Consider the following 19042-nt stretch of genomic DNA (forward strand, 5'->3'; position numbering starts at 1 on the left):
AGCCTTCCCTCGATGCGCGGATCTGAACCTGAGCGGCATCGGATACCCACGGACTCGAAATGATCGTTGTTGTCGTTGGTCAGGCATACCCTGCCAGGTGTGAGTCTCAGTACCGAATTGTGCCCCGACACGAGTGCAGCCGGCCGGCCTCAGCGAGGAGCGCCCACGCCCGTCGGCACCACTGCCAAGGCGGTCCGGGCCCCGGCGCTCTCGCCCAGCCGTGCAGGTGACTACAAGCAGTGTCCGTTGCTCTATCGGTACCGGGCGATCGACCGACTTCCGGAGAGCCCGACCCAGGCCCAGGTCAAGGGCACCGTGGTGCATGCGGCTCTGGAGAACCTGTTCGACATGCCGGCTGGGCTGCGGGTGCCCGAGTCAGCCGAGCTACTCGTGGACGGCGCGTGGGGTGCCCTGTGCGAGGAGACGCCCGAACTACGCGACCTGGTTCCCGATGACCAGGTCGACCGGTTCCTTGCCGACGCGCACAAACTCATCTCCACCTACTACACGTTGGAGAATCCAACCGCCTTCACCCCGGAATCGTGTGAATTGCGGGTGGAGGTGGACCTGACCGAGGACGACGACGACCCCGATCGGGTGTTGTTGCGCGGCTTCGTCGACCGGATCGACGTCGCACCCGACGGCCGCGTACGAGTGGTCGACTACAAGACCGGGCGCTCCCCCGGCGAGAGTTTCGAATCACGTGCGCTGTTCCAGATGAAGTTCTACGCGCTGGCGATCTACCGGCTCCGCGGGATTGTTCCGGCCCGCCTCCAACTGCTTTACCTCGCGGATGGCCAGAGCCTGATCTACACACCCGAGAAGGCCGAGCTCGATCGATTCGCCAAGACGCTCACGGCGATCTGGAAGGCCATCCTGAAAGCCGGTGCAACAGGGGACTTCCCACCGAAGCGCAGTCGGATGTGTCAGTGGTGCGACCACAAGGCCCACTGCCCGGAGTTCGGCGGGACGCTGCTTCCCTACCCCGGATGGCCGTCGTCGCCGGGTGAGACGAGCCATGCGGAGGCCGTGTCGGAGTAGGTGGTTGAATCACCCCTTGTGTCTGCGCAACCCGCCTACTTCATCCCTCTGGGCCATGACGGCGAATTCGATCATTTCGAACCCACCGAACACACGGTCAGCGTGTGGGGTGCCGATCTGCAACACGGCGGCCCACCGACCGGATTGCTGACTCGAGCACTGCTGCGTCACGAGCCGGACGCGTCACATTCCTTCACACGCATAGCAATCGACATCCTCGGTCCGGTCGGGATGACCGAGAACCGGGTGTCGACGACCGTGCTGCGGCCGGGTAGACAGATCAGTCTGCTCGCGTCAGAACTGTCGGTGAAACAACCCGACGGCAGCTTTCGGATTGCCGCGCGAGCCACCGGATGGCGCCTTGCCACGGCCGGCACCGCCACGGTGGAGCATGCCGTCACGCCGGCACTGACGCCGCTTCCGGACGAGCTCGAAGGGTCGATCGGCCTGGCAGGCGTAGGGCCACTCGATGCCGCGGACTGGGGTTCTGTCGGGTTCGTGGGCACGCTGGAACACCGTCTGATCGACCGAGCAGCACACGGCCCGAGTCGCGCCTGGGTCCGTCCGACCCTGCCGCTTGTCGCCGGCGAGGAGACAACCGACCTCGAGAAGTTCTTCACCGTGCTCGACGTCGCGAACGGCGTCGGATCGCGACTGGCGATCGGCGATTGGACGTTCATGAACACCGACACCACAGTCCACCTCCACCGCGAGCCGGTCGGAGACTGGACGGGTATCTCCGCCGAGATGGCTGTGGGCCCGAACGGCTATGGCGCGACGTTCGCCGATCTCCACGACACCGCTGGGCCGGTCGGGCGATCTGCGCAGACCGTACTCATCCGCCCGGTGTAGGGCGTCGCTCAGAAGCGGCAGGACCGGATGTCGGAGGCGAGGATCGCCTTGGCACCCAGTTCGGACAGCTCGTCCATCAGGTTTTGGTGCTGTTTGCGTGGTACCAGCGACCGGACGGCCACCCACTTGTCGTCGGCCATGGGTGCAACCGTGGGCGATTCGAGTCCAGGCGTGATCTTGATCGCCGAGTCGAGCAGACTTTTCGGGCAGTCGTAGTCGAGCATGACGTATCGCTGGCCGAACACAACGCCCTGCACGCGGGCGATGAAGCGGTCGGCGGCCTTGGAGCGGTCGGCGCCCGCCCGTTGCACCAGCACTCCCTCGGAGTCGCAGAGTGACTCACCGAACGCGGTCAGATCGTGCTGGCGGAGAGTGCGACCGGACCCCACCACGTCCGCGATGGCGTCGGCAACGCCCAGCTGGATAGAGATCTCGACAGCGCCGTCGAGCCGGATGATGGTGGCCTCGATGCCCTTCGACGCGAGGTCACCGCGAACGAGGTTGGGATACGAGGTGGCAATGCGCTTGCCCGCAAGGTCGGCGACCGACCACTGCTGCTCGGTCGGCGCCGCGTAGCGGAACGTCGACGAACCGATGCCGAGAGCAAGGCGTTCCTCGACGTCCGCACCGGAGTCGAGTGCCAGATCCCGTCCGGTGAGACCGAGGTCCAGCTCCCCCGACCCGACGTAGATCGCGATGTCCTTGGGCCGCAGGAAGAAGAACTCCACCTCGTTCGCCGGATCGAGAACGGTGAGGTCTTTGGCATCCGAGCGGCGCCGGTAGCCGGCCTCACTGAGGATCTCGGCGGCGGACTCGGAAAGCGCCCCCTTGTTGGGAACGGCAACGCGCAGCATGGGTGGTCCTATCGGGGAACGGGCGATTCGGGAAGACGGCCGCAGGGCCGTCTCACAGGTGTTTGTAGACGTCGTCGAGAGTCAGGCCGCGTTTGATCATCATCACCTGAAGCCAATAGAGCAACTGAGATATCTCTTCGGCGGTCGCCTCCGCACTCTCATGCTCGGCAGCGAGCCACACCTCGCCGGCCTCCTCGATGATCTTCTTGCCGAGGGCGTGCACTCCCTTGTCGAGAGCGGCAACCGTTCCGCTTCCCTCGGGACGGGTGGCGGCCCGATCGGTCAACTCGGCGAACAGCTCATCGAAGGTCTTCACGGTGCTCAAGTGTTCCATTGGACGCCGCGGCGAGGTCGTCGAGGGTCAGTCCGACGAGGCTCTCACGCAATGTGCGACGCGGACCACCGGGAACCGGCGCCTCCGACGGGATGACGATCACTGCGCAGCCGGCAGCGGTGGCCGCCTGTGACCCGGTCGGCGAATCCTCCATGGCCAGGCAGTGCGACGGGTCGACGCCGAGCAGCCGTGCCGCCTTCAGGTAGGGGTCAGGTTGGGGCTTGCCGAGCGGTACCTCGTCGCCACACACTGTCGCCTCGAACCGGTGTCTCCCGATCGTCTCGAGCGCTTCGTCGGTCAATTCGCGCTCGGTGTTGGTCACCAACGCCATCGCGATGCCCTGCTCACCGATGAGGTCGAGGGCCTCGCGAGCTCCGGGCATCCAGGGAATCCCGAGCTTGAACAACGCCGACACCCGCGCGCGGAGCCACGCGGCCCGGCCGGGATAGTCGCGTTCGCCGTCGGCCACACCCGCGGCCACGAACACCTTGGTCAACGCGTCGGTCATCGAATTGCCGAGCGTCGATTGCCGCAGTGCATGGTCCATCTCGATGCCCAGGTCGGCAGCGAGGTCGGCCATCGCGACGTCCCACAGCTTTTCCGAGTCGAGCAGTGTGCCGTCCATGTCCCAGAAGACGGCGTCGGGTAGATCGCTCACCACGTCATCCTTGCCGACGCCGGCTCAGGAAGAAAATCGCGGCCTGTCACTAGCGCTTGCCGGCACTCCACGCATAGGGCAGCTCGGTGCCGTTGAGGACGTACGCCCCGACCGCCTGCGACTTGAAGATCGTTGGATTGTGTGTGGAGATCGTCCGCGCATTGCGCCAGTGTCGATCCAGTCGCAGGCTCTCGGAGGTGACGGAAGCCCCGCCGACCTCGAAGAGCTGTGTCGTCGCGGCCAGGACCAGATCGATGACGGTCAATTGTGCCTGTGCCGCAGCGAGTTCGGCGCGATCGAGCAACTCCGGATCCTGAGCAGTCGAACTGTCGACAAGTACCTCGTCGAGGACGTCGGCCACTGCCAGCACCGCCGCCCGCGCAGTGAACGCGGCACTCGACAGCTTTCCGATGACCTGCTGCACCAACGGATCCTCCCTGGGCAGATCCGCGGCGGCATGGGTGTACGAGCGAGTCCGATCGCGAACCCACGCTGCGGCGTCGTCGGTGGCGCGCTGGGCGATGCCCGCCAATACGGCCAACTGCACCAGCTGCAGATACGACGTGGCATAGGTCTTTCCTGCGTCGCCGTATCCCGGTCCCAGGATACGGTCTGGGCTCACCACGACATTGTTGAATTCCGTTGTGCCGCTGGCCGTCAGCCTTTGTCCGAAGCCATCCCAATCGTCATGCTGGGTGACGCCGTCGGCGTGTGCGTCGACGAGCACCGACACACGTTCGCCGTCCTGGTCTGCGGCGACCAAGATGTGGTCTGAATACAGCGACCCGGTGCTGTAGTACTTCGTGCCGTTGAGCACCCACTGGTCGCCGTCACGGGTCAGGCGGGTCTGATACCGGTCCACGGCACCGACACCCGGTTCGGTGATCGCGTTGCCGACGAGAACACCCCCGGCAGTCGCACGAAGCCAGGTGTCACGCGCATCGCTCACCTCGGCGAGCCGCTGATCCTCGACGAAACTGAAGTGGACACGCAACGCCTGTGGGAGATTCGATTCCGCTGCGGCGAGGTCGATGAGAAGTCGGAACTGTTGGCGCACAGTGGCCCCGAGCCCGCCGAACTGGGCGGGTACCCGCAGTGCTCCGAAACCCAGTTCACGTAACCGGCCGACCTCCTCGTATGCCAACTTTCGGTCCACCTCGCGCTCGGTCGCACCGGCGGCGATGCTTTCGAAGGCCGGACGAAAACGATCGTCGAGTTCGGTGTCGGTGAAGGCTCCGGCAGCAGCAACAGTTGATGTCATGGCATGAAGTGTTGGCCACGACCGCGCCAGAAGCACCAGTTCGACTCACGCTGAATCGAACTGGCGCCCACCTGACGAGTTGCCGCCTACGTGTTGAAGTACTTCGCTTCGGGGTGATGCAGCACAAAGGCATCCGTGGACTGCTCCGGATGGAGCTGCAACTCGTCCGACAATTCGACGCCGATGCGGCCCGGGTCGAGCAGGTCCATCATCTTGGCCCGATCCTCCAGATTCGGGCAGGCGCCGTAACCGAACGAGAAGCGCGCGCCCCGGTACTTGAGATCGAAGAAGTCCTGCGGGTTGTCCGGATCCTCCTCGGCCATGGCGGTGTCACCGAAACGCAGTTCCTCGCGCACCCGTTGGTGCCAGAACTCGGCAAGCGCCTCGGTCAGCTGCACACCGATGCCGTGCACCTCGAGGTAGTCGCGGTAGGCATCCTCGGCGAACAGCTTGTTGGCGAAGTCGGCGATCGGCTGCCCCATGGTGACCAGCTGGAACGGCAGAACGTCCACCTCGCCGGTCTCGATCGCGTCGGCGCGCGACCGGATGAAATCTGCGATGCAGAGAAAACGCCCTCGCTGCTGCCGCGGGAACTCGAAGCTGTGCCGGATCGGCGCGTCCGGGCGCGGCTCGGTGAGCACGTGCACCACGTCGCCTTCGCTGACGGCCGGGTAGAAACCGTAGACCACGGCGGCATGCTGCAGGATGTTCTCCGTCGCCAGCCGGTCTATCCAGTACCGCAGACGAGGACGCCCGTCGGTCTCCACCAGGTCTTCGTAACTCGGCCCCTCACCGGCCCGGGCACCGCGCAAACCCCACTGCCCCAGAAACAGAGCACGCTCGTCGAGCAACGACAGGTACTGAGCCACCGGCACACCCTTGACGATGCGTGACCCCCAGAACGGAGGCGTGGGTACCGGAAGCCCCGCGGCGACGTCCGAACGCTCGGGCACCACCACCGGTTCTGCCTCGGCCTTACGCTTTTCGGCGATGCGCTTGGACCGGTCGTGGCGCTTCTTGCGTTCGGCGGTCTTCTCCGCCGCTGCCAGAGCCTCGGGACTGTCAGGTGCCGGAGCACCGCCACGCTTGGTCAGCATGATGTCGTCCATCAGCCGCAGGCCCTCGAAAGCGTCTCGCGCGTAGTGCACGTCGCCCTCATAGGTCTCGCTGAGATCGTTCTCCACATAGGAGCGGGTCAGAGCCGCACCGCCGAGCAGTACCGGGAACTTCTCGGCCAGACCCCGGCTGTTGAGTTCCTTGAGGTTGTCCTTCATCACCACCGTGGACTTCACCAGCAGGCCGGACATCCCGATCACGTCGGCGTTCTTGTCCTCGGCGGCCTCGATGATGTTCGCGATCGGCTGTTTGATACCGATGTTCACCACTTCGTAGCCGTTGTTCGACAAGATGATGTCAACGAGATTCTTCCCGATGTCGTGCACATCGCCCTTGACCGTGGCCAGCACGATGCGGCCCTTGCCGTCTTCTCCCGTGGCCTCCATGTGTGGCTCCAGATGCGCCACAGCCATTTTCATGACCTCGGCACTCTGGAGGACAAACGGCAACTGCATTTGCCCGGACCCGAAGAGCTCACCGACCGTCTTCATGCCGGAGAGCAATGTCTCGTTGATGATCTCGAGCGGCGGCACCTGCGTCATGGCTTCGTCGAGATCGTCGGTGAGGCCGGCTCGTTCGCCGTCGACGATCCGGCGTTCGAGACGCTCGAAGAGCGGAAGCTTTGCCAGTTCCTGCGCGCGGCTCTCCCGCGCCGACGCCGCCGAGACGCCCTCGAACAGCTGCATGAGCTTCTGCAGCGGGTCGTAGCCTTCCCTGCGCCGGTCGTAGACCAGGTCGAGGGCGATCTCCCGGTGGTCGTCGGGGATCCGGGCCATCGGCAGGATCTTGGAGGCGTGGACGATGGCCGTGTCGAGACCTGCCTCCACACACTCGTGCAGGAACACCGAGTTGAGCACCTGACGGGCGGCGGCGTTGAGTCCGAAGGACACGTTCGAGATGCCGAGGGTGAAGTGGACGTCGGGATGACTCGCCTTCAGCCGGCGGATCGCCTCGATCGTTTCGATGCCGTCGCGTCGGACCTCTTCTTGACCTGTCGAGATGGGGAACGTGAGGGCATCGATGATGATGTCCTCTTCGTTCAGACCCCAGTTCTCGGTGATGTCGGTGATGAGGCGCTCGGCGACCTTCACCTTCCAATCGGCGGTTCGGGCCTGGCCCTCTTCGTCGATGGTCAGCGCAACAACCGCGGCGCCGTGCTTCTTGACCAGCTTCATCGTGCGGGTGAACCGCGATTCGGGGCCGTCGCCGTCCTCGTAGTTCACCGAGTTCACCGCGCAGCGTCCACCCAGGTGCTCCAGCCCGGCCTCGAGCACCTCGGGCTCGGTGGAGTCGAGCATGATCGGCAACGTCGAGGAGGTGGCCAGTCTGCTGGCGAGCGCGGACATGTCGGCGGCACCGTCGCGGCCGACGTAGTCGACGTTGAGGTCGAGCATGTGTGCACCGTCGCGCGTCTGATCCTTGGCGATGTCCAGGCACTTCTGGTAGTCACCGGCGAGCATCGCGTCGCGGAACGCCTTCGACCCGTTGGAGTTGGTGCGCTCACCGATCATCAGGATGCTGGCGTCCTGGTGGAACGGCACCGAGCTGTACAACGACGAGATCTCGGCGGCATGTTCCGGATGCCGTTCGGCCTTGTCGGCGCCGCGTACCGCTTCGGCGACCTGACGGATGTGCTCGGGTGTGGTGCCACAGCACCCACCGACGAACGACAGTCCGTACTCCTCGACGAAACCTTTGAGTGCCTCGGCGAGTTCTTCCGGCGTGAGCGGGTACTCGGCACCGTCTTTGCCCAGGGTCGGCAGTCCGGCGTTGGGCATCACGGACACGGGCACCCTGGCATGCCGGGTGAGATACCGGAGGTGTTCGCTCATCTCGGCGGGGCCGGTGGCGCAGTTCAGACCGATCATGTCGATGCCCAGAGGCTCCAGCGAGGTGAGTGCGGCCCCGATCTCAGAGCCCAGCAGCATGGTGCCGGTGGTCTCCACGGTGACGTGGGTGATGATCGGGATCCGGCGGCCGAGCTCGTTCATCGCCTGCTGGGAACCGAGAACGGCGGCCTTCACCTGCAGGAGGTCCTGCGAGGTCTCGATCAGGATGGCGTCGGCACCGCCCTCGACCATTCCCAGCGCGCATTCCTGGTATGCATCGCGGATCGCCGCGAAGGTGGTGTGGCCCAGAGTGGGGAGTTTGGTACCCGGCCCGATCGAACCGAGAACAAAGCGAGGGATGCCGTCGGCGCTCGGTCCGACCTCGTCGGCGACCTCCCGGGCGAGCTTGGTGCCCTTGAAGGCCAACTCCCGGATGCGGTCCGCGATGTCGTAGTCGCCGAGGTTCGAGAGGTTGCAACCGAACGTGTTGGTCTCGACCGCATCCGCGCCTGCCTCGAAATAGGCTCGGTGGATCTCCCGCAGGACGTCCGGGCGGGTGTCGTTGAGGATCTCGTTGCAGCCCTCGAGTCCCAGGAAATCGTCCAATGTCAGGTCCGCTGCCTGCAACATTGTTCCCATGGCACCGTCACCGATCAGGACGCGTTTGTTCATCGCGGCGAGCAATTCGGTATCGAATGATGCTGAAGTTGCGGCAGACATGGTTAACAGGGTAGTTCGCTCTCCATCGGTGTTCGGTCGTAGGCTGGATCAGTGAACGCTGAGCAGAGCGCAAACCTTCCACGATTGCGCCGCCCCACGCTGGTTGCTGCCTTCGAAGGGTGGAATGACGCCGGTGATGCGGCCAGCGGAGCGGTCGAACATCTCGAACTCGTCTGGGATGCTGTTCCGCTCGCCGACATCGATTCCGACGACTACTACGACTTCCAGGTCAACAGGCCGACCATCAAACAGATCGACGGGGTGACCCGGCGAATCGATTGGCCGACAACATCGATCTCGTACTGTACGCCGCCGGGATCGGACCGGGACATCGTTCTGCTGCGCGGTATCGAGCCGAACATGCGCTGGCGAGGGTTCTGCGCCGAGATCCTCGACATCGCCCGCAACCTCGAGGTGGACACCGTGGTCATCCTGGCGGCACTGCTCGCCGATACCCCGCACACCCGTCCGGTCCCGGTCACCGGCGCGGCCTACAGCAGTGAATCGGCCAAGCAGTTCAAGCTCGAGGAAAGTCGGTATGAAGGGCCTACCGGCATCACCGGTGTGCTGCAGGACGAATGTGTGAAGGCGGGGATCCCGGCCATCTCCTTCTGGGCCGCCGTTCCGCACTATGTGTCCACCCCACCCAATCCCAAAGCATCGGCAGCACTGCTCAGTCAGCTCGAGGAAGTGCTCGACGTCGAGGTCCCACTCGGCGAACTGCCGGAACAGGCAGAGGAATGGGAGCGCGCGGTCACCGAGATGACCGAGGACGACGAGGAGATCGCCGATTACGTCCGCGGCCTCGAAGAGCGCGGCGACGCCGAGGTCAGCGTGGACGAGACACTGTCGAAGATCGACGGCGATGCGCTGGCCGCCGAGTTCGAACGCTATCTCCGCAGGCGAGGTCCAGGCGGCAGTTTCGGCGCCTGAGGGCGCAGAACCGACCTTGATCACCGCCCGCCGGGCGATGCGGTGAGTTCTCGACAATCGAGATGTAACGCGGCTGCAAGTAGTGGTTCATCGAGTTCACGTTTAGTGACCCCCATGTCCAGTACTCCGAAGTTCTTGCAAGGTGTCTTCTCGTTCACCGGTACCGGATTGACCAAGGCAGCGCCGTTGGATCCTTCCTTGACGTATCAGGTGCCGGCCGGGATGACCGTTCAACCGCTGTATTTCCGGGGAGGGAACAGCAGTTCGGAACTCGTCTACGTGGCATTGCACCGTGACCAGCAGCCGATGAGATGGTTCCCGATGGGAGCGAGGGCATCGGTGAACGTTCCGTTGCGCGTGGTGGAGGACGTGGATCCGGACAGCTTGCTCGAGCTCGTCTTCGCCGCGCCCGAGGGGTGCACCGGCGAAATCGTCGTCGACTTCGGCTTCGTGGAGTTCTGATGGAACGCCTGGTGGTGGTCGGCAACGGGATGGCCGGCGCGCGAACCGTGGAAGAGATACTCGAGCGGGGTGGGGGGACGCGATTCGAGATCACGATGATCGGCGACGAACCATACGGCAACTACAACCGGATCATGCTCTCGCACGTACTCGCCGGTGAGAGTTCCATCGACGACGACGATCTGATGCTCAACCCGATGGCTTGGTACCGCGAGAACGACGTCAAGCTCTACGCCGGGGACCGCGCGGTGGCACTCGATCGCTTCGCCAAGACCGTCACCTGCGAGAGCGGCCGCGAAATCGACTACGACACCCTGGTGATCGCGACCGGCAGCAACACCTTCTTCCCGAACATGGACGGCCTCCGGGCACCCGACGGGCACCTAGCCCGCGGCGTGTTCGGGTTCCGCACCATCGAGGACACCAACGGCATGTTGCAGATGGCGTTGTCCAGGGACGACATGCGGGCAGTGGTGATCGGCGGCGGACTCCTCGGCCTCGAGGCGGCCTACGGACTGCGGACACAGGGCATCGACGTCGACGTGGTGCATTCCCCCGGTCACCTGATGAACCAGCAATTGGACGAACGCGGCGGCCGGGTACTGCGCAACAAGATCGAAGAGCTCGGTGTCGGCGTCTACACGTCCAAGCGCACCACCGCTGTGCTGCGCGACGACGAGGGCAGGGTGACCGGAGTCGGCTTCAACGACGACACCTCGCTGCCGGCCGACATGATCGTGGTGACTGCCGGCATCAGACCCAACGTCGAGTTCGCTCGCCTCGGCGGGCTGGTGGTCGAGCGCGGAATCGTCGTCGACGACCAGATGCGTTGTGAGGACGAAGGTTCCATCTACGCGGTCGGCGAATGCTGTCAGCACCGCGGCGAGGTCTATGGTCTGGTCGCACCACTGTGGGAGCAGGCGGGTGTGCTCGCAGACGTACTGACCGGGGCCGATCCCAAAGCGGCTTACCACGGTTCGCGTTTGACGACCAAGCTGAAGGTGGCCGGAGTCGATGTCGCGGCCATGGGTGTGAAGGGTCCCGAACGCGACACGGACGAGTTCGTCCAGTTCTACGAACCTCGCAGCGGCACATACAAATCCGTGGTGGTGCGAGACAACAAGCTGATCGGCGCGATGTTGCTCGGCGACATCAGCAAGGTCAGCTTCCTCACCCAGGCCTTCGACGAGAAGGTGCCGCTACCCGATGAGCGCATCAGCATGCTCTTCGACATGGGCACACCCAGCGCCGCGACAGGTGCAGCCGAACTGGCGGACGAAGTGCAGGTGTGCAACTGCAACGGCGTCACCAAAGGCGACATCGTGGCGTGCGTGCACGCCGGGGCGAAATCGGTCGGCGAAGTCGTTGCGAAGACACGCGCCGGAAAGGGTTGCGGCTCGTGCAAAGGCCTGGTCGCCGATGTCGTCGCCTGTGCCGCGGGCGGAGCGCTGGCCGAAGACCCGTCTGCGGACTGGTACGTACCCGCCATTCCGTTGAGCAAGCCCGAGCTGATCGAACAGATCCGAAAACGCAATCTGCGATCGGTGTCGGCGATTCTCGCCGAACTCGCACCCGACGGCGAAGACGTCACAGCCAAGATGCCACTGGCATCTCTGCTCCGGATCATCTGGGGCAACGAGTGGGAGGACGAACGCGGCGCGCTGTTCATCAATGACCGCGTGCATGCCAACATCCAGCGCGACGGCACCTTCTCGGTTGTGCCCCAGATGAAGGGCGGCGTCACCAACCCCACGCAGCTGCGCAAGATCGCCGATGTGGCCGACAAGTACGACATCCCCATGATCAAGGTGACCGGTGGTCAGCGGATCGACCTGCTCGGTATTCGCAAAGAAGACCTGCCCAAGGTCTGGGAAGACCTCGACATGCCCTCGGGATACGCCTACGGGAAGAGCTTCCGGACGGTCAAAACCTGTGTGGGAACCGACTTTTGCCGATTCGGTCTCGACGATTCCACCGGCCTCGGGATTGCGATCGAGGAGCGCTACCAAGGGCTCGAGTCGCCCGCCAAGCTCAAACTGGCGGTCACGGGGTGCCCACGTAACTGTGCCGAAGCCCTGTGTAAGGACTTCGGTGTGGTGGCTGTCGGTGACGGCCGATGGGAGATCTATGTCGGCGGGGCCGCCGGTGCCCACATCCGTAAAGGTGATCTGCTCGCGACCGCGAACGGCGCCGAGGAGGTCATCCGCATCTGCGGTGTTTTCATCCAGTACTACCGCGAGACGGCCAAATGGCTCGAACGGACCTACTCCTGGGTGCCCCGAATCGGCATAGACGAACTGCGGGCGATCCTGATCGACGATCGTGACGGCATCGTCGACGGGTTGCTCGAACGTATCGGCATGTCCATCGCGGCCTACAGCGATCCGTGGAAGGAGCGGTTGGCACCGAAGTCGCCGGCACAGTTCACTCCGGCCCTGCCGCTCATAAAGCTCCCTCTGGTGCCGGTCCGATGAGCGCGCCCGCATCCACGGCGGTGGGCCCCTTGAGCGACCTCACGGTCGGAGAGGGCCGCGCGTACGTGGTGGACGGCAGCCAGGTGGCGGTCTTCCGGATGTCGGACGGCACTGTGCGGGCGTTGGGCGCGGTCTGTCCGCACCGCGGCGGGCCGATCGCCGACGGCCAGACCGACTCGACGAAGGTGATGTGCCCGTTGCACCAGTACACCTTTTCGTTCGAGGACGGCAGATGCACAAACAGCGACGACATCCAAGCGCTACCGCACTACCGAGCCGAGGTCCGAGACGGGATGATCCACGTCTGGGTCTGATGGTCGTCGATCGGGCCTCTCGTGCGGACGAAGGCGCGGTCGTCAGCGCTGACGGTACCGTCGAGGGGTTCCGGGCACGGTCGGGGTGGCGTCCGGGCGGGTCAGGAGATCCGCTCGATCGAGACAACCGGTGTGGTGATACGCCAGGTGCGCACATCGGGGTCGTCCGCGGCGCGCACCCAGAATTGCGCCGACTCCCCCACCCGGCACGACTTCACACCCAGGAGAGGGATGTCCTCGGAGTCGCGGCGCAATCGACTGACGGCCCAGTCCTCGTCGTCGGTGCCACCGACGCCGGGAGCTCGTAGCAGGGTCATCTCACCGAAGTCCAGCAGATAGGTCGACGTGCGGGTCACCACGGTCCAGACGCCATTGTCGGTGCTGGGATCGATCTCTCGAACGTTGGCCACGAGAGGAACCTTACCGAAGCCGTCAGTGGGATTCGCTGTCGGTGAGAACGATTGGCGACCCTTCGGCCCCGGTGTCGGTGAGTGGGACCCCGAGGAGGGCGTCGACGGCGGCACCGAGATCCGCAGGCGCGGAGGCGACACTGCCCAGACCATCGAGACTGTCGGCCGCCCAGGCATCGATTGCCGCGAGGGCCTTGGGGGTGTCGAGGTCGTCTGCGAGGTGCTGACGTAGTCGCTCGATCGTCGGGGCGGCATCCGGTCCAGCGCCACGCTGCACGGCACGACGCCACCGGTCCAGGCGCGACGTCGCCTCCGCGAGCACGTCGTCGGTCCAGGCCCGGTCTGTGCGGTAGTGCCCGGCGAGCAGGCCCAGCCTGATCGCGGCCGGATCGACTTGTGCCGCCCGCAGTTTGGACACGAAAACGAGGTTGCCCCGCGACTTCGACATCTTCTCGCCGTCGAGGCCGATCATTCCCGTGTGCACATAGTGTTTGGCGAATCGGCGGACACCGGTCAATGCCTCGGCGTGCGCCGCGGAGAACTCGTGGTGCGGGAAGATCAGGTCGTTGCCCCCACCCTGCACATCAAACTCGGCACCGATCCGGTTCAAAGCTATTGCAGCACATTCGATGTGCCAACCCGGACGGCCTCGGCCATGCGGTGAGTCCCACGACGGCTCGGATTCGCGGGCGGCACGCCACACCAGGGCGTCAAGGGGGTCGCGCTTGCCCGGACGAGCGGGGTCACCGCCACGTTCGGCGAAGAACCGTTGCATCGTCTCGTGGTCGTAGCCCGATTCGTACCCGAATTGCTCTGTGGCGTCGGTCCGGAAGTAGATGTCCGGGTATTGCGGGTCGTCGACGATGTAGGCGGCGCCTGAGGCCAACAGCTTTTCGACCACCTCGACCACCTCGCCGACGGACTCCACCGCACCGATGTAGTCGCGAGGAGGAAGCACCCGCAACGCGGCCATGTCTTCTCGGAACAGGTTGATCTCGCGTTGACCGAGGTCCACCCAGTCGATCCCGTCGCGGTTCGCTCGTTCGAACAGGGGGTCGTCCACGTCGGTGATGTTCTGGACGTAGTGGACATCATGACCGAGGTCGCGCCAGACGCGGTTGACGAGATCGAAGGTCAGGTAGGTGGCTGCGTGACCCAGATGTGTTGCGTCATAAGGTGTGATGCCGCACACATACATGGTCGCCGTGGGGCCTGGGGTCACCGGCCGCACCTGACGGTCCGAGGTGTCATAGAGCCGTAGAGCCGGCCCTCTACCGGGTACTGGCGGAACGGCGGTGTCAGACCACGACTGCATGAGAACACCTTAGGGCGGGGATGGGGGAACCCGATTTCAGGGCCGAACTTCCGCTCGGGCGGAGCGGTCTCGGCGCGGCGACGGCGCTCAGAACGCCGGCCAGGGAATCGGTCTGGATCTGTTCGCGTCAGGCATCACCGGGTCACCGAGCATGATGGTCGCACGCATGGCGAGGGCCTCGATCTCGGCGGCGGTGATGAGCCCGCTGAGCTTGTCCCGAAGCGGTGAGGTTTCCTCTCGCAGCGCGTCGAGCAGGCCGCCGACGTCCTCGAGGAGGTGCGCCGGGATATTCTCGCCTGCCCAGCCCCACAGGACCGTGCGGAGTTTGTCGTCGCTGTGCAGGCAGATGCCGTGATCGACGCCGTACACCTGACCGTCGAGGCCCTCGAGGACGTGCCCGCCCTTGCGGTCGGCGTTGTTGATCAGCACGTCGAGTACGGCCATCCGTTGCAGGCGCGGGTCGTCGGCATGCACGAGCACCACGTCCTCACCCCGGGCATCGATGGCCGACAGGATCACTTTCCAGCCCTCTGGCACCAGATCCGGCGAGCAGAGGTCGACCACGTCGAGCCGCGTGGGCAGTCCGTCGCTGGGCTCGGGGGTGTCGATCCAGCGCTGCACCATCCCGGGGCCGAAGGGTCCGTCGCGCAGCAGCGTCACCGGGATCACCGACCATCCCAACGCCTCGGACACCAGATACGACGCGACCTCGCGGCCGGCCAGCGTGCCGTCGGGGAAGTCCCACAGCGGTTGTTCGCCCCGCACCGGCTTGTAGACGCAGCGGACCGAGGTCTCCCCGACCACTGCGTCGCACACGAGGGTGGCGTTGCTGGCGGACCGGATCTGCCCGATCAGTTCGAGGTCGCCCTCGGCGAGCACCTCTGCCACATCGACGGGTTTCTCACTGGGTGCTGCCACCGTGGACTACCGACTCGGCTCGTCGCCGGAGGCGGGCCCGGGTTCGTCGCCGGGTTCGTCGTCCTCGATGCCCTCGAGGAGGTCTGGATCGATGAACTCGAGCGAGGGGCCGAACTCGGTGTCCCGGCGGTACCCGTTGGTGCGGACGCAGATGTGTCCGGCGTTGTCGAGCGGTTCGCCACAGAGCGGGCAGGGTTCGCGGCCGGCAGAAATGACGCGGCTCGAGCGGGTCGCGAACTCACGCGCGGCGCCCGTGCTGAGGAACACGCGGACGGCATCGGGCCCGTCCTCGGTGTCGTCGAGCACCACACTCTCGTCGAACTCACCCTCGGTGATGGCCAGGAGCTCGACCACCACGGCCTCGGATTCCGAGTCCCAGCCGAGTCCCATCGTGCCGACCCGGAATTCGGCATCGACCGGCATGACAAGGGGGCTGAGGTCTTCGACCCGGGACAATTCCGCGGGCAGCGGCGTGCCGAAGCGGCGGTGCACTTCTTCGAGCAACGCGCCGATCCGGTCGGCGAGTATCTGGACCTGCTGCTTCTCGAGCATCACGCTGATCACGCGTGTCTCGTGGACAGCCTGTAAATAGAAGGTCCGGTCGCCCGGTTGGCCCACCGTTCCGGCGATGAAACGGTCGGGACTACGGAAGACGTGTATCGCTCTGGCCATGGCACCTCCCTTTTCCGAGTTCGATTATCCCCATTTGATGGCGGTTCGCCCACGACACGAGGTCGCTGTTGGATGCGGCCCACGCGCCGTGGCGGTCAGGTGCCCGTCGAGCCACCCACCACCGCCTCATCGGACTGTGGTTCGCCGGAGTCGGAGGGTTTCTGTTCCGCGGCTTCGCTCGGTTTCGGCGCGCTCGGGATCGACGGCAGCGTAGAAGTGCAGTTCACCGCGTGTACGTACGGCCTGGCGAGGCTGTACCGGATCACACTCACCGACGCGGGTTCGACCACGATCCGCTGGAATGCGTCGAGATGCATGCCCATCGCGTCGGCCAGCACCGCTTTGATGACGTCGCCGTGCGTGCATGCGATCCACACACCGGCGCCGTCCTCTCCGGCGAATCCGGCGTCCAGTTCGCGAACTGCCGCCACCGCGCGTGACTGCACCTGCGCGAGCCCCTCCCCGCCCGGGAAGATGGCCGCGGACGGTTGTTGCTGGACCACGCGCCACAGCGGTTCGGACAAGAGTTCCTTGATCGGCCGCCCCGACCACTGGCCGTAGTCGACCTCCACGAGCCTGTCCTCGACGATCTCGGGACAGCCGAAGTGCTCGACGAGTGGCGCCACCGTCTGTTCACAACGCTGCAGGGGTGATCGGACGACGGCGGCGAGTCCGCTGAGCCCGCCCAATCGTTCGATCAGTGCGGCGGCCTGGGTGCGGCCGTGGTCGTCGAGGTTCACACCTTCGGTACGACCGGCCAGGACCCCGGATGTGTTGGCCGTCGATCGACCATGGCGAAGCAGAATGACCGTCACACGAATCAGCTTAGGCGGACGTGGGCACTGCGCCCGGTTGTGGACGCAGCGCCGAACAGGAACGGATTCTGTTCAGATGACTCAGGTGGCACTGATCGCCCCACCGGCGAGCAGGCCCATGACGACCAATCCGAGGACGATCCGGTAGGCGACGAACCAGTTCAGGGAGTGGTTGGCGACGAACTTCAGCAGCCAGGCGATCGAGGCGAAGCCGATGACGAAGGCAACGAGGGTGGCGACCAGCAGCTGTGGGCCACTCGCCTGCATGCCGTCGCCGCTCGGGCTGAATGCATCCGGCAGGCTGAACAGCCCCGACGCGGTCACGGCCGGGATGGCCAGCAGGAAGGAGAAGCGCACCGCGGCTTCCCGCTCGAGGCCCAGGAACAGTCCGGCGCTCGAGGTGGCACCGGAACGCGAGACACCGGGGATCAGCGCCAGGCACTGCGCGAATCCCATGACAAGACCGTCGCGCCGGGTGAGTTGTTCGATCGGTCGTTTCTTGGCGCCGTACCGTTCGGCCAGAAAGATCACCAGGGAGAAGACGATGAGCATGGTGGCGATCAGCCACAGGTTGCGTGCGCCGGTGCGGATCTGGTCTTTGAACAGGAAGCCGAGGACGCCGATCGGAATGGTGGCGATGATCACATACCAGCCGATCCGGTAGTCGAGATCCCGGGCTTCGGGGCGGCGCAGGCCGCGGAACCACGCCGCGATGATGCGGACGATGTCCCGGGCGAAATAGACCAGCACCGCGGCCTCGGTGCCGAGCTGGGTCACCGCGGTGAACGACGCGCCGGCATCGTCGCCGAACCACACCTCCGAGACGATGCGCAGGTGGCCGGAGGACGATACGGGCAGAAATTCGGTCAGGCCTTGCACGGCACCCAGGACGATCGACTGGGCCCAGCTCATCGAGTCGGTCACGGCAGCCGATGCTACGGGACGTGCGGCCCCACCCCTGTCGAGCGACGCGCACTCCCCCCGGCCGTCCATGCCCCGGTCGTCAACGAGCAAGATGGTTCCCATGAATGTGCGCGGCAGAGGCCTGATCGTGGCAATGATGGTCGCGGCACTCGTGGTGGCGGGTTGCTCGGATTCGGAAGAGACCCCGGACGTCCCGACGATCACCCCGCAGACCCCGATCGCCGCACCCGCGGCAGATGGGTCCGAACGGCCCGCCGGTGTTGTCGTACCGGTGCCCGGAGCCGGGACTGCACTGGCGTTCTGCCCGAGCACTTACCTGCTCGCGCTGCTGTCCGACGACGGGCGGACGGTTCTCTTCTACCCCACCGCCGGTCTGGCAGCCGGGAGTGTGCCTGCTCGCGCAGTCACGTTGCCCGACAGGGCATCCGGGTTCGGGACGTTCAGTGGTGGGAAGCTGCAGGTGCTTGTCTCCGACGCGATGTTGACCGTCGATTCGGCAGACGGCGCGATCACGACCACCGACGTGCCGGGAACCCCGGTGTCGTCGTTGCTGAGCTCGACCGGTGAGACCTTCATCGGTACCGACGGTGGTGAGATTCTGCGGGTGGACGCCCAAGGCGCGGTCACGGGGACGATCGACGGACTCGTCCGGGCGGATGCGCTCGCCGAACACAACGGCCAGGTGGTTGTTCTCGACCGTGCGCAGTCGTCGGTGACCGAACTCGACTTGGCGGATGACGACCTCGGGGTCGCTATCCGTGCGGGCGACGGTGCGACAAATCTCACGGTGGATCACTTCGGGCGGTTCCTCACCACCGACACCCGTGGTGGCGAGTTGCTGGCGTTCAACGGGGACCCGTTGGTCAACAAGTTCCGCTATCCGGTGGCCTTCGGACCGTACGCCGTAGACTACGACGACACCCACAACTTGGCGTGGGTGAGCACCACCGGAAACAACAAGGTCACCGCCTACGAGTTGTCCACCGGGACACCGGTTCAGCAACGCCAGTTCCAGACAGTCGGGCAGGCGAACTCGATGGTGGTGGACCCGAAGACGGGAACGGTGTATCTGCTCTCGGCCCGTGGTGAGGGTCTGCAGATCATCGACCCCGACCAGCAGTGAGGTGACTTTCGATTGGC

18 protein-coding genes are annotated in these 19042 nt (G+C 65.1%); 7 read left to right on the plus strand and 11 right to left on the minus strand.

The window, feature by feature from the left end; all coding sequences use genetic code 11:
* The first annotated feature begins 99 nt into the window (after positions 1-99).
* Positions 100-1041 carry a RecB family exonuclease gene (locus W823_RS45490; protein WP_023959246.1) on the plus strand — a complete coding sequence of 314 codons (942 nt, stop codon included), beginning with the start codon at positions 100-102 and terminating at the stop codon, positions 1039-1041.
* Positions 1042-1059: 18 nt separating this feature from the next.
* Positions 1060-1893 (plus strand): thioesterase family protein, encoded by an 834-nt coding sequence (locus tag W823_RS45495; RefSeq protein ID WP_235189570.1) that lies wholly within the window; start codon positions 1060-1062, stop codon positions 1891-1893.
* Positions 1894-1901: 8 nt separating this feature from the next.
* On the opposite strand, the gene hisG is transcribed toward W823_RS45495, so the two are convergent.
* From hisG to metH, 5 genes are all read right to left on the minus strand, one after another.
* Entirely contained in the window at positions 1902-2747 is an 846-nt protein-coding gene (hisG, locus tag W823_RS45500) for an ATP phosphoribosyltransferase (RefSeq protein ID WP_023959250.1), read from the minus strand.
* Between the two features lie 52 nt (positions 2748-2799).
* On the minus strand, positions 2800-3063 hold the full coding sequence (locus W823_RS45505) for a phosphoribosyl-ATP diphosphatase (protein ID WP_030162968.1): 264 nt from the start codon (positions 3061-3063) through the stop codon (positions 2800-2802).
* The gene (locus W823_RS45510) at positions 3047-3739 is read right to left on the minus strand and encodes an HAD family phosphatase (RefSeq protein ID WP_255326213.1); all 693 of its coding nucleotides are present in this window, start codon (positions 3737-3739) and stop codon (positions 3047-3049) included. The genes W823_RS45505 and W823_RS45510 overlap by 17 nt, the downstream gene beginning before the upstream one ends.
* Positions 3740-3788: 49 nt before the next feature.
* Positions 3789-5000 carry an acyl-CoA dehydrogenase family protein gene (locus W823_RS45515; RefSeq protein ID WP_023959256.1) on the minus strand — a complete coding sequence of 404 codons (1212 nt, stop codon included), beginning with the start codon at positions 4998-5000 and terminating at the stop codon, positions 3789-3791.
* A gap of 86 nt (positions 5001-5086) precedes the next feature.
* The gene (gene metH, locus W823_RS45520; protein WP_023959258.1) at positions 5087-8665 is read right to left on the minus strand and encodes a methionine synthase; all 3579 of its coding nucleotides are present in this window, start codon (positions 8663-8665) and stop codon (positions 5087-5089) included.
* A 51-nt stretch (positions 8666-8716) separates the two neighbouring features.
* Between metH and W823_RS45525 the strand changes: the two genes are divergently transcribed.
* The 4 genes from W823_RS45525 to W823_RS45540 all read left to right on the plus strand — a co-directional run bounded on the left by W823_RS45525 (position 8717) and on the right by W823_RS45540 (position 12848).
* Entirely contained in the window at positions 8717-9598 is an 882-nt protein-coding gene (locus W823_RS45525; protein WP_023959262.1) for a PAC2 family protein, read from the plus strand.
* Positions 9599-9712: 114 nt separating this feature from the next.
* Complete coding sequence (locus W823_RS45530; RefSeq protein ID WP_023959264.1) at positions 9713-10060, plus strand: hypothetical protein; 348 nt, start codon at positions 9713-9715, stop codon at positions 10058-10060.
* On the plus strand, positions 10060-12534 hold the full coding sequence (nirB, locus tag W823_RS45535) for a nitrite reductase large subunit NirB (RefSeq protein ID WP_023959266.1): 2475 nt from the start codon (positions 10060-10062) through the stop codon (positions 12532-12534). The genes W823_RS45530 and nirB overlap by 1 nt, the downstream gene beginning before the upstream one ends.
* Positions 12531-12848 (plus strand): Rieske (2Fe-2S) protein, encoded by a 318-nt coding sequence (locus W823_RS45540; protein WP_031332532.1) that lies wholly within the window; start codon positions 12531-12533, stop codon positions 12846-12848. Before nirB ends, W823_RS45540 begins: the two co-directional genes overlap by 4 nt.
* 101 nt (positions 12849-12949) lie before the next feature.
* Here the strand turns inward: W823_RS45540 and W823_RS45545 are convergent, their stop codons facing one another.
* The 6 genes from W823_RS45545 to W823_RS45570 form a co-directional block, all read right to left on the minus strand.
* Positions 12950-13258: a hypothetical protein gene (locus W823_RS45545; RefSeq protein ID WP_023959270.1), complete on the minus strand. Its 309-nt coding sequence runs from the start codon at positions 13256-13258 to the stop codon at positions 12950-12952.
* A gap of 22 nt (positions 13259-13280) precedes the next feature.
* Positions 13281-14573: a cysteine--1-D-myo-inosityl 2-amino-2-deoxy-alpha-D-glucopyranoside ligase gene (gene mshC, locus W823_RS45550; protein ID WP_023959272.1), complete on the minus strand. Its 1293-nt coding sequence runs from the start codon at positions 14571-14573 to the stop codon at positions 13281-13283.
* An 87-nt stretch (positions 14574-14660) separates the two neighbouring features.
* Positions 14661-15491, minus strand: coding sequence for an SCO1664 family protein (locus W823_RS45555; protein ID WP_023959274.1), 831 nt, complete (start codon positions 15489-15491; stop codon positions 14661-14663).
* 6 nt (positions 15492-15497) lie between these two features.
* Entirely contained in the window at positions 15498-16163 is a 666-nt protein-coding gene (locus W823_RS45560; RefSeq protein ID WP_023959276.1) for a DUF3090 domain-containing protein, read from the minus strand.
* Positions 16164-16258: 95 nt separating this feature from the next.
* Positions 16259-16978 carry a histidine phosphatase family protein gene (locus W823_RS45565; RefSeq protein WP_023959278.1) on the minus strand — a complete coding sequence of 240 codons (720 nt, stop codon included), beginning with the start codon at positions 16976-16978 and terminating at the stop codon, positions 16259-16261.
* A gap of 81 nt (positions 16979-17059) precedes the next feature.
* On the minus strand, positions 17060-17902 hold the full coding sequence (locus tag W823_RS45570; RefSeq protein WP_031332534.1) for an undecaprenyl-diphosphate phosphatase: 843 nt from the start codon (positions 17900-17902) through the stop codon (positions 17060-17062).
* A gap of 91 nt (positions 17903-17993) precedes the next feature.
* Here W823_RS45570 and W823_RS45575 point away from each other — a divergent pair, with 91 nt between their 5' ends.
* The gene (locus W823_RS45575) at positions 17994-19025 is read left to right on the plus strand and encodes a YncE family protein (protein ID WP_235189571.1); all 1032 of its coding nucleotides are present in this window, start codon (positions 17994-17996) and stop codon (positions 19023-19025) included.
* Positions 19026-19042 lie beyond the last annotated feature (17 nt).

Origin of the sequence: Williamsia sp. D3 (assembly GCF_000506245.1) — a bacterium.
Classification (GTDB): Bacteria; Actinomycetota; Actinomycetes; order Mycobacteriales; family Mycobacteriaceae; genus Williamsia; species Williamsia muralis.

Bases quoted from the DNA above. Each gene is read 5' to 3' on its own strand.
- hisG (WP_023959250.1), bottom strand. From the start codon at position 2,747: ATGCTGCGCGTTGCCGTTCCCAACAAGGGGGCGCTTTCCGAGTCCGCC.
- W823_RS45515 (WP_023959256.1), bottom strand. From the start codon at position 5,000: ATGACATCAACTGTTGCTGCTGCCGGAGCCTTCACCGACACCGAACTC.
- metH (WP_023959258.1), bottom strand. From the start codon at position 8,665: ATGTCTGCCGCAACTTCAGCATCATTCGATACCGAATTGCTCGCCGCG.
- W823_RS45530 (WP_023959264.1), top strand. From the start codon at position 9,713: ATGTCCAGTACTCCGAAGTTCTTGCAAGGTGTCTTCTCGTTCACCGGT.
- nirB (WP_023959266.1), top strand. From the start codon at position 10,060: ATGGAACGCCTGGTGGTGGTCGGCAACGGGATGGCCGGCGCGCGAACC.
- W823_RS45540 (WP_031332532.1), top strand. From the start codon at position 12,531: ATGAGCGCGCCCGCATCCACGGCGGTGGGCCCCTTGAGCGACCTCACG.
- mshC (WP_023959272.1), bottom strand. From the start codon at position 14,573: ATGCAGTCGTGGTCTGACACCGCCGTTCCGCCAGTACCCGGTAGAGGG.
- W823_RS45560 (WP_023959276.1), bottom strand. From the start codon at position 16,163: ATGGCCAGAGCGATACACGTCTTCCGTAGTCCCGACCGTTTCATCGCC.
- W823_RS45575 (WP_235189571.1), top strand. From the start codon at position 17,994: ATGGTTCCCATGAATGTGCGCGGCAGAGGCCTGATCGTGGCAATGATG.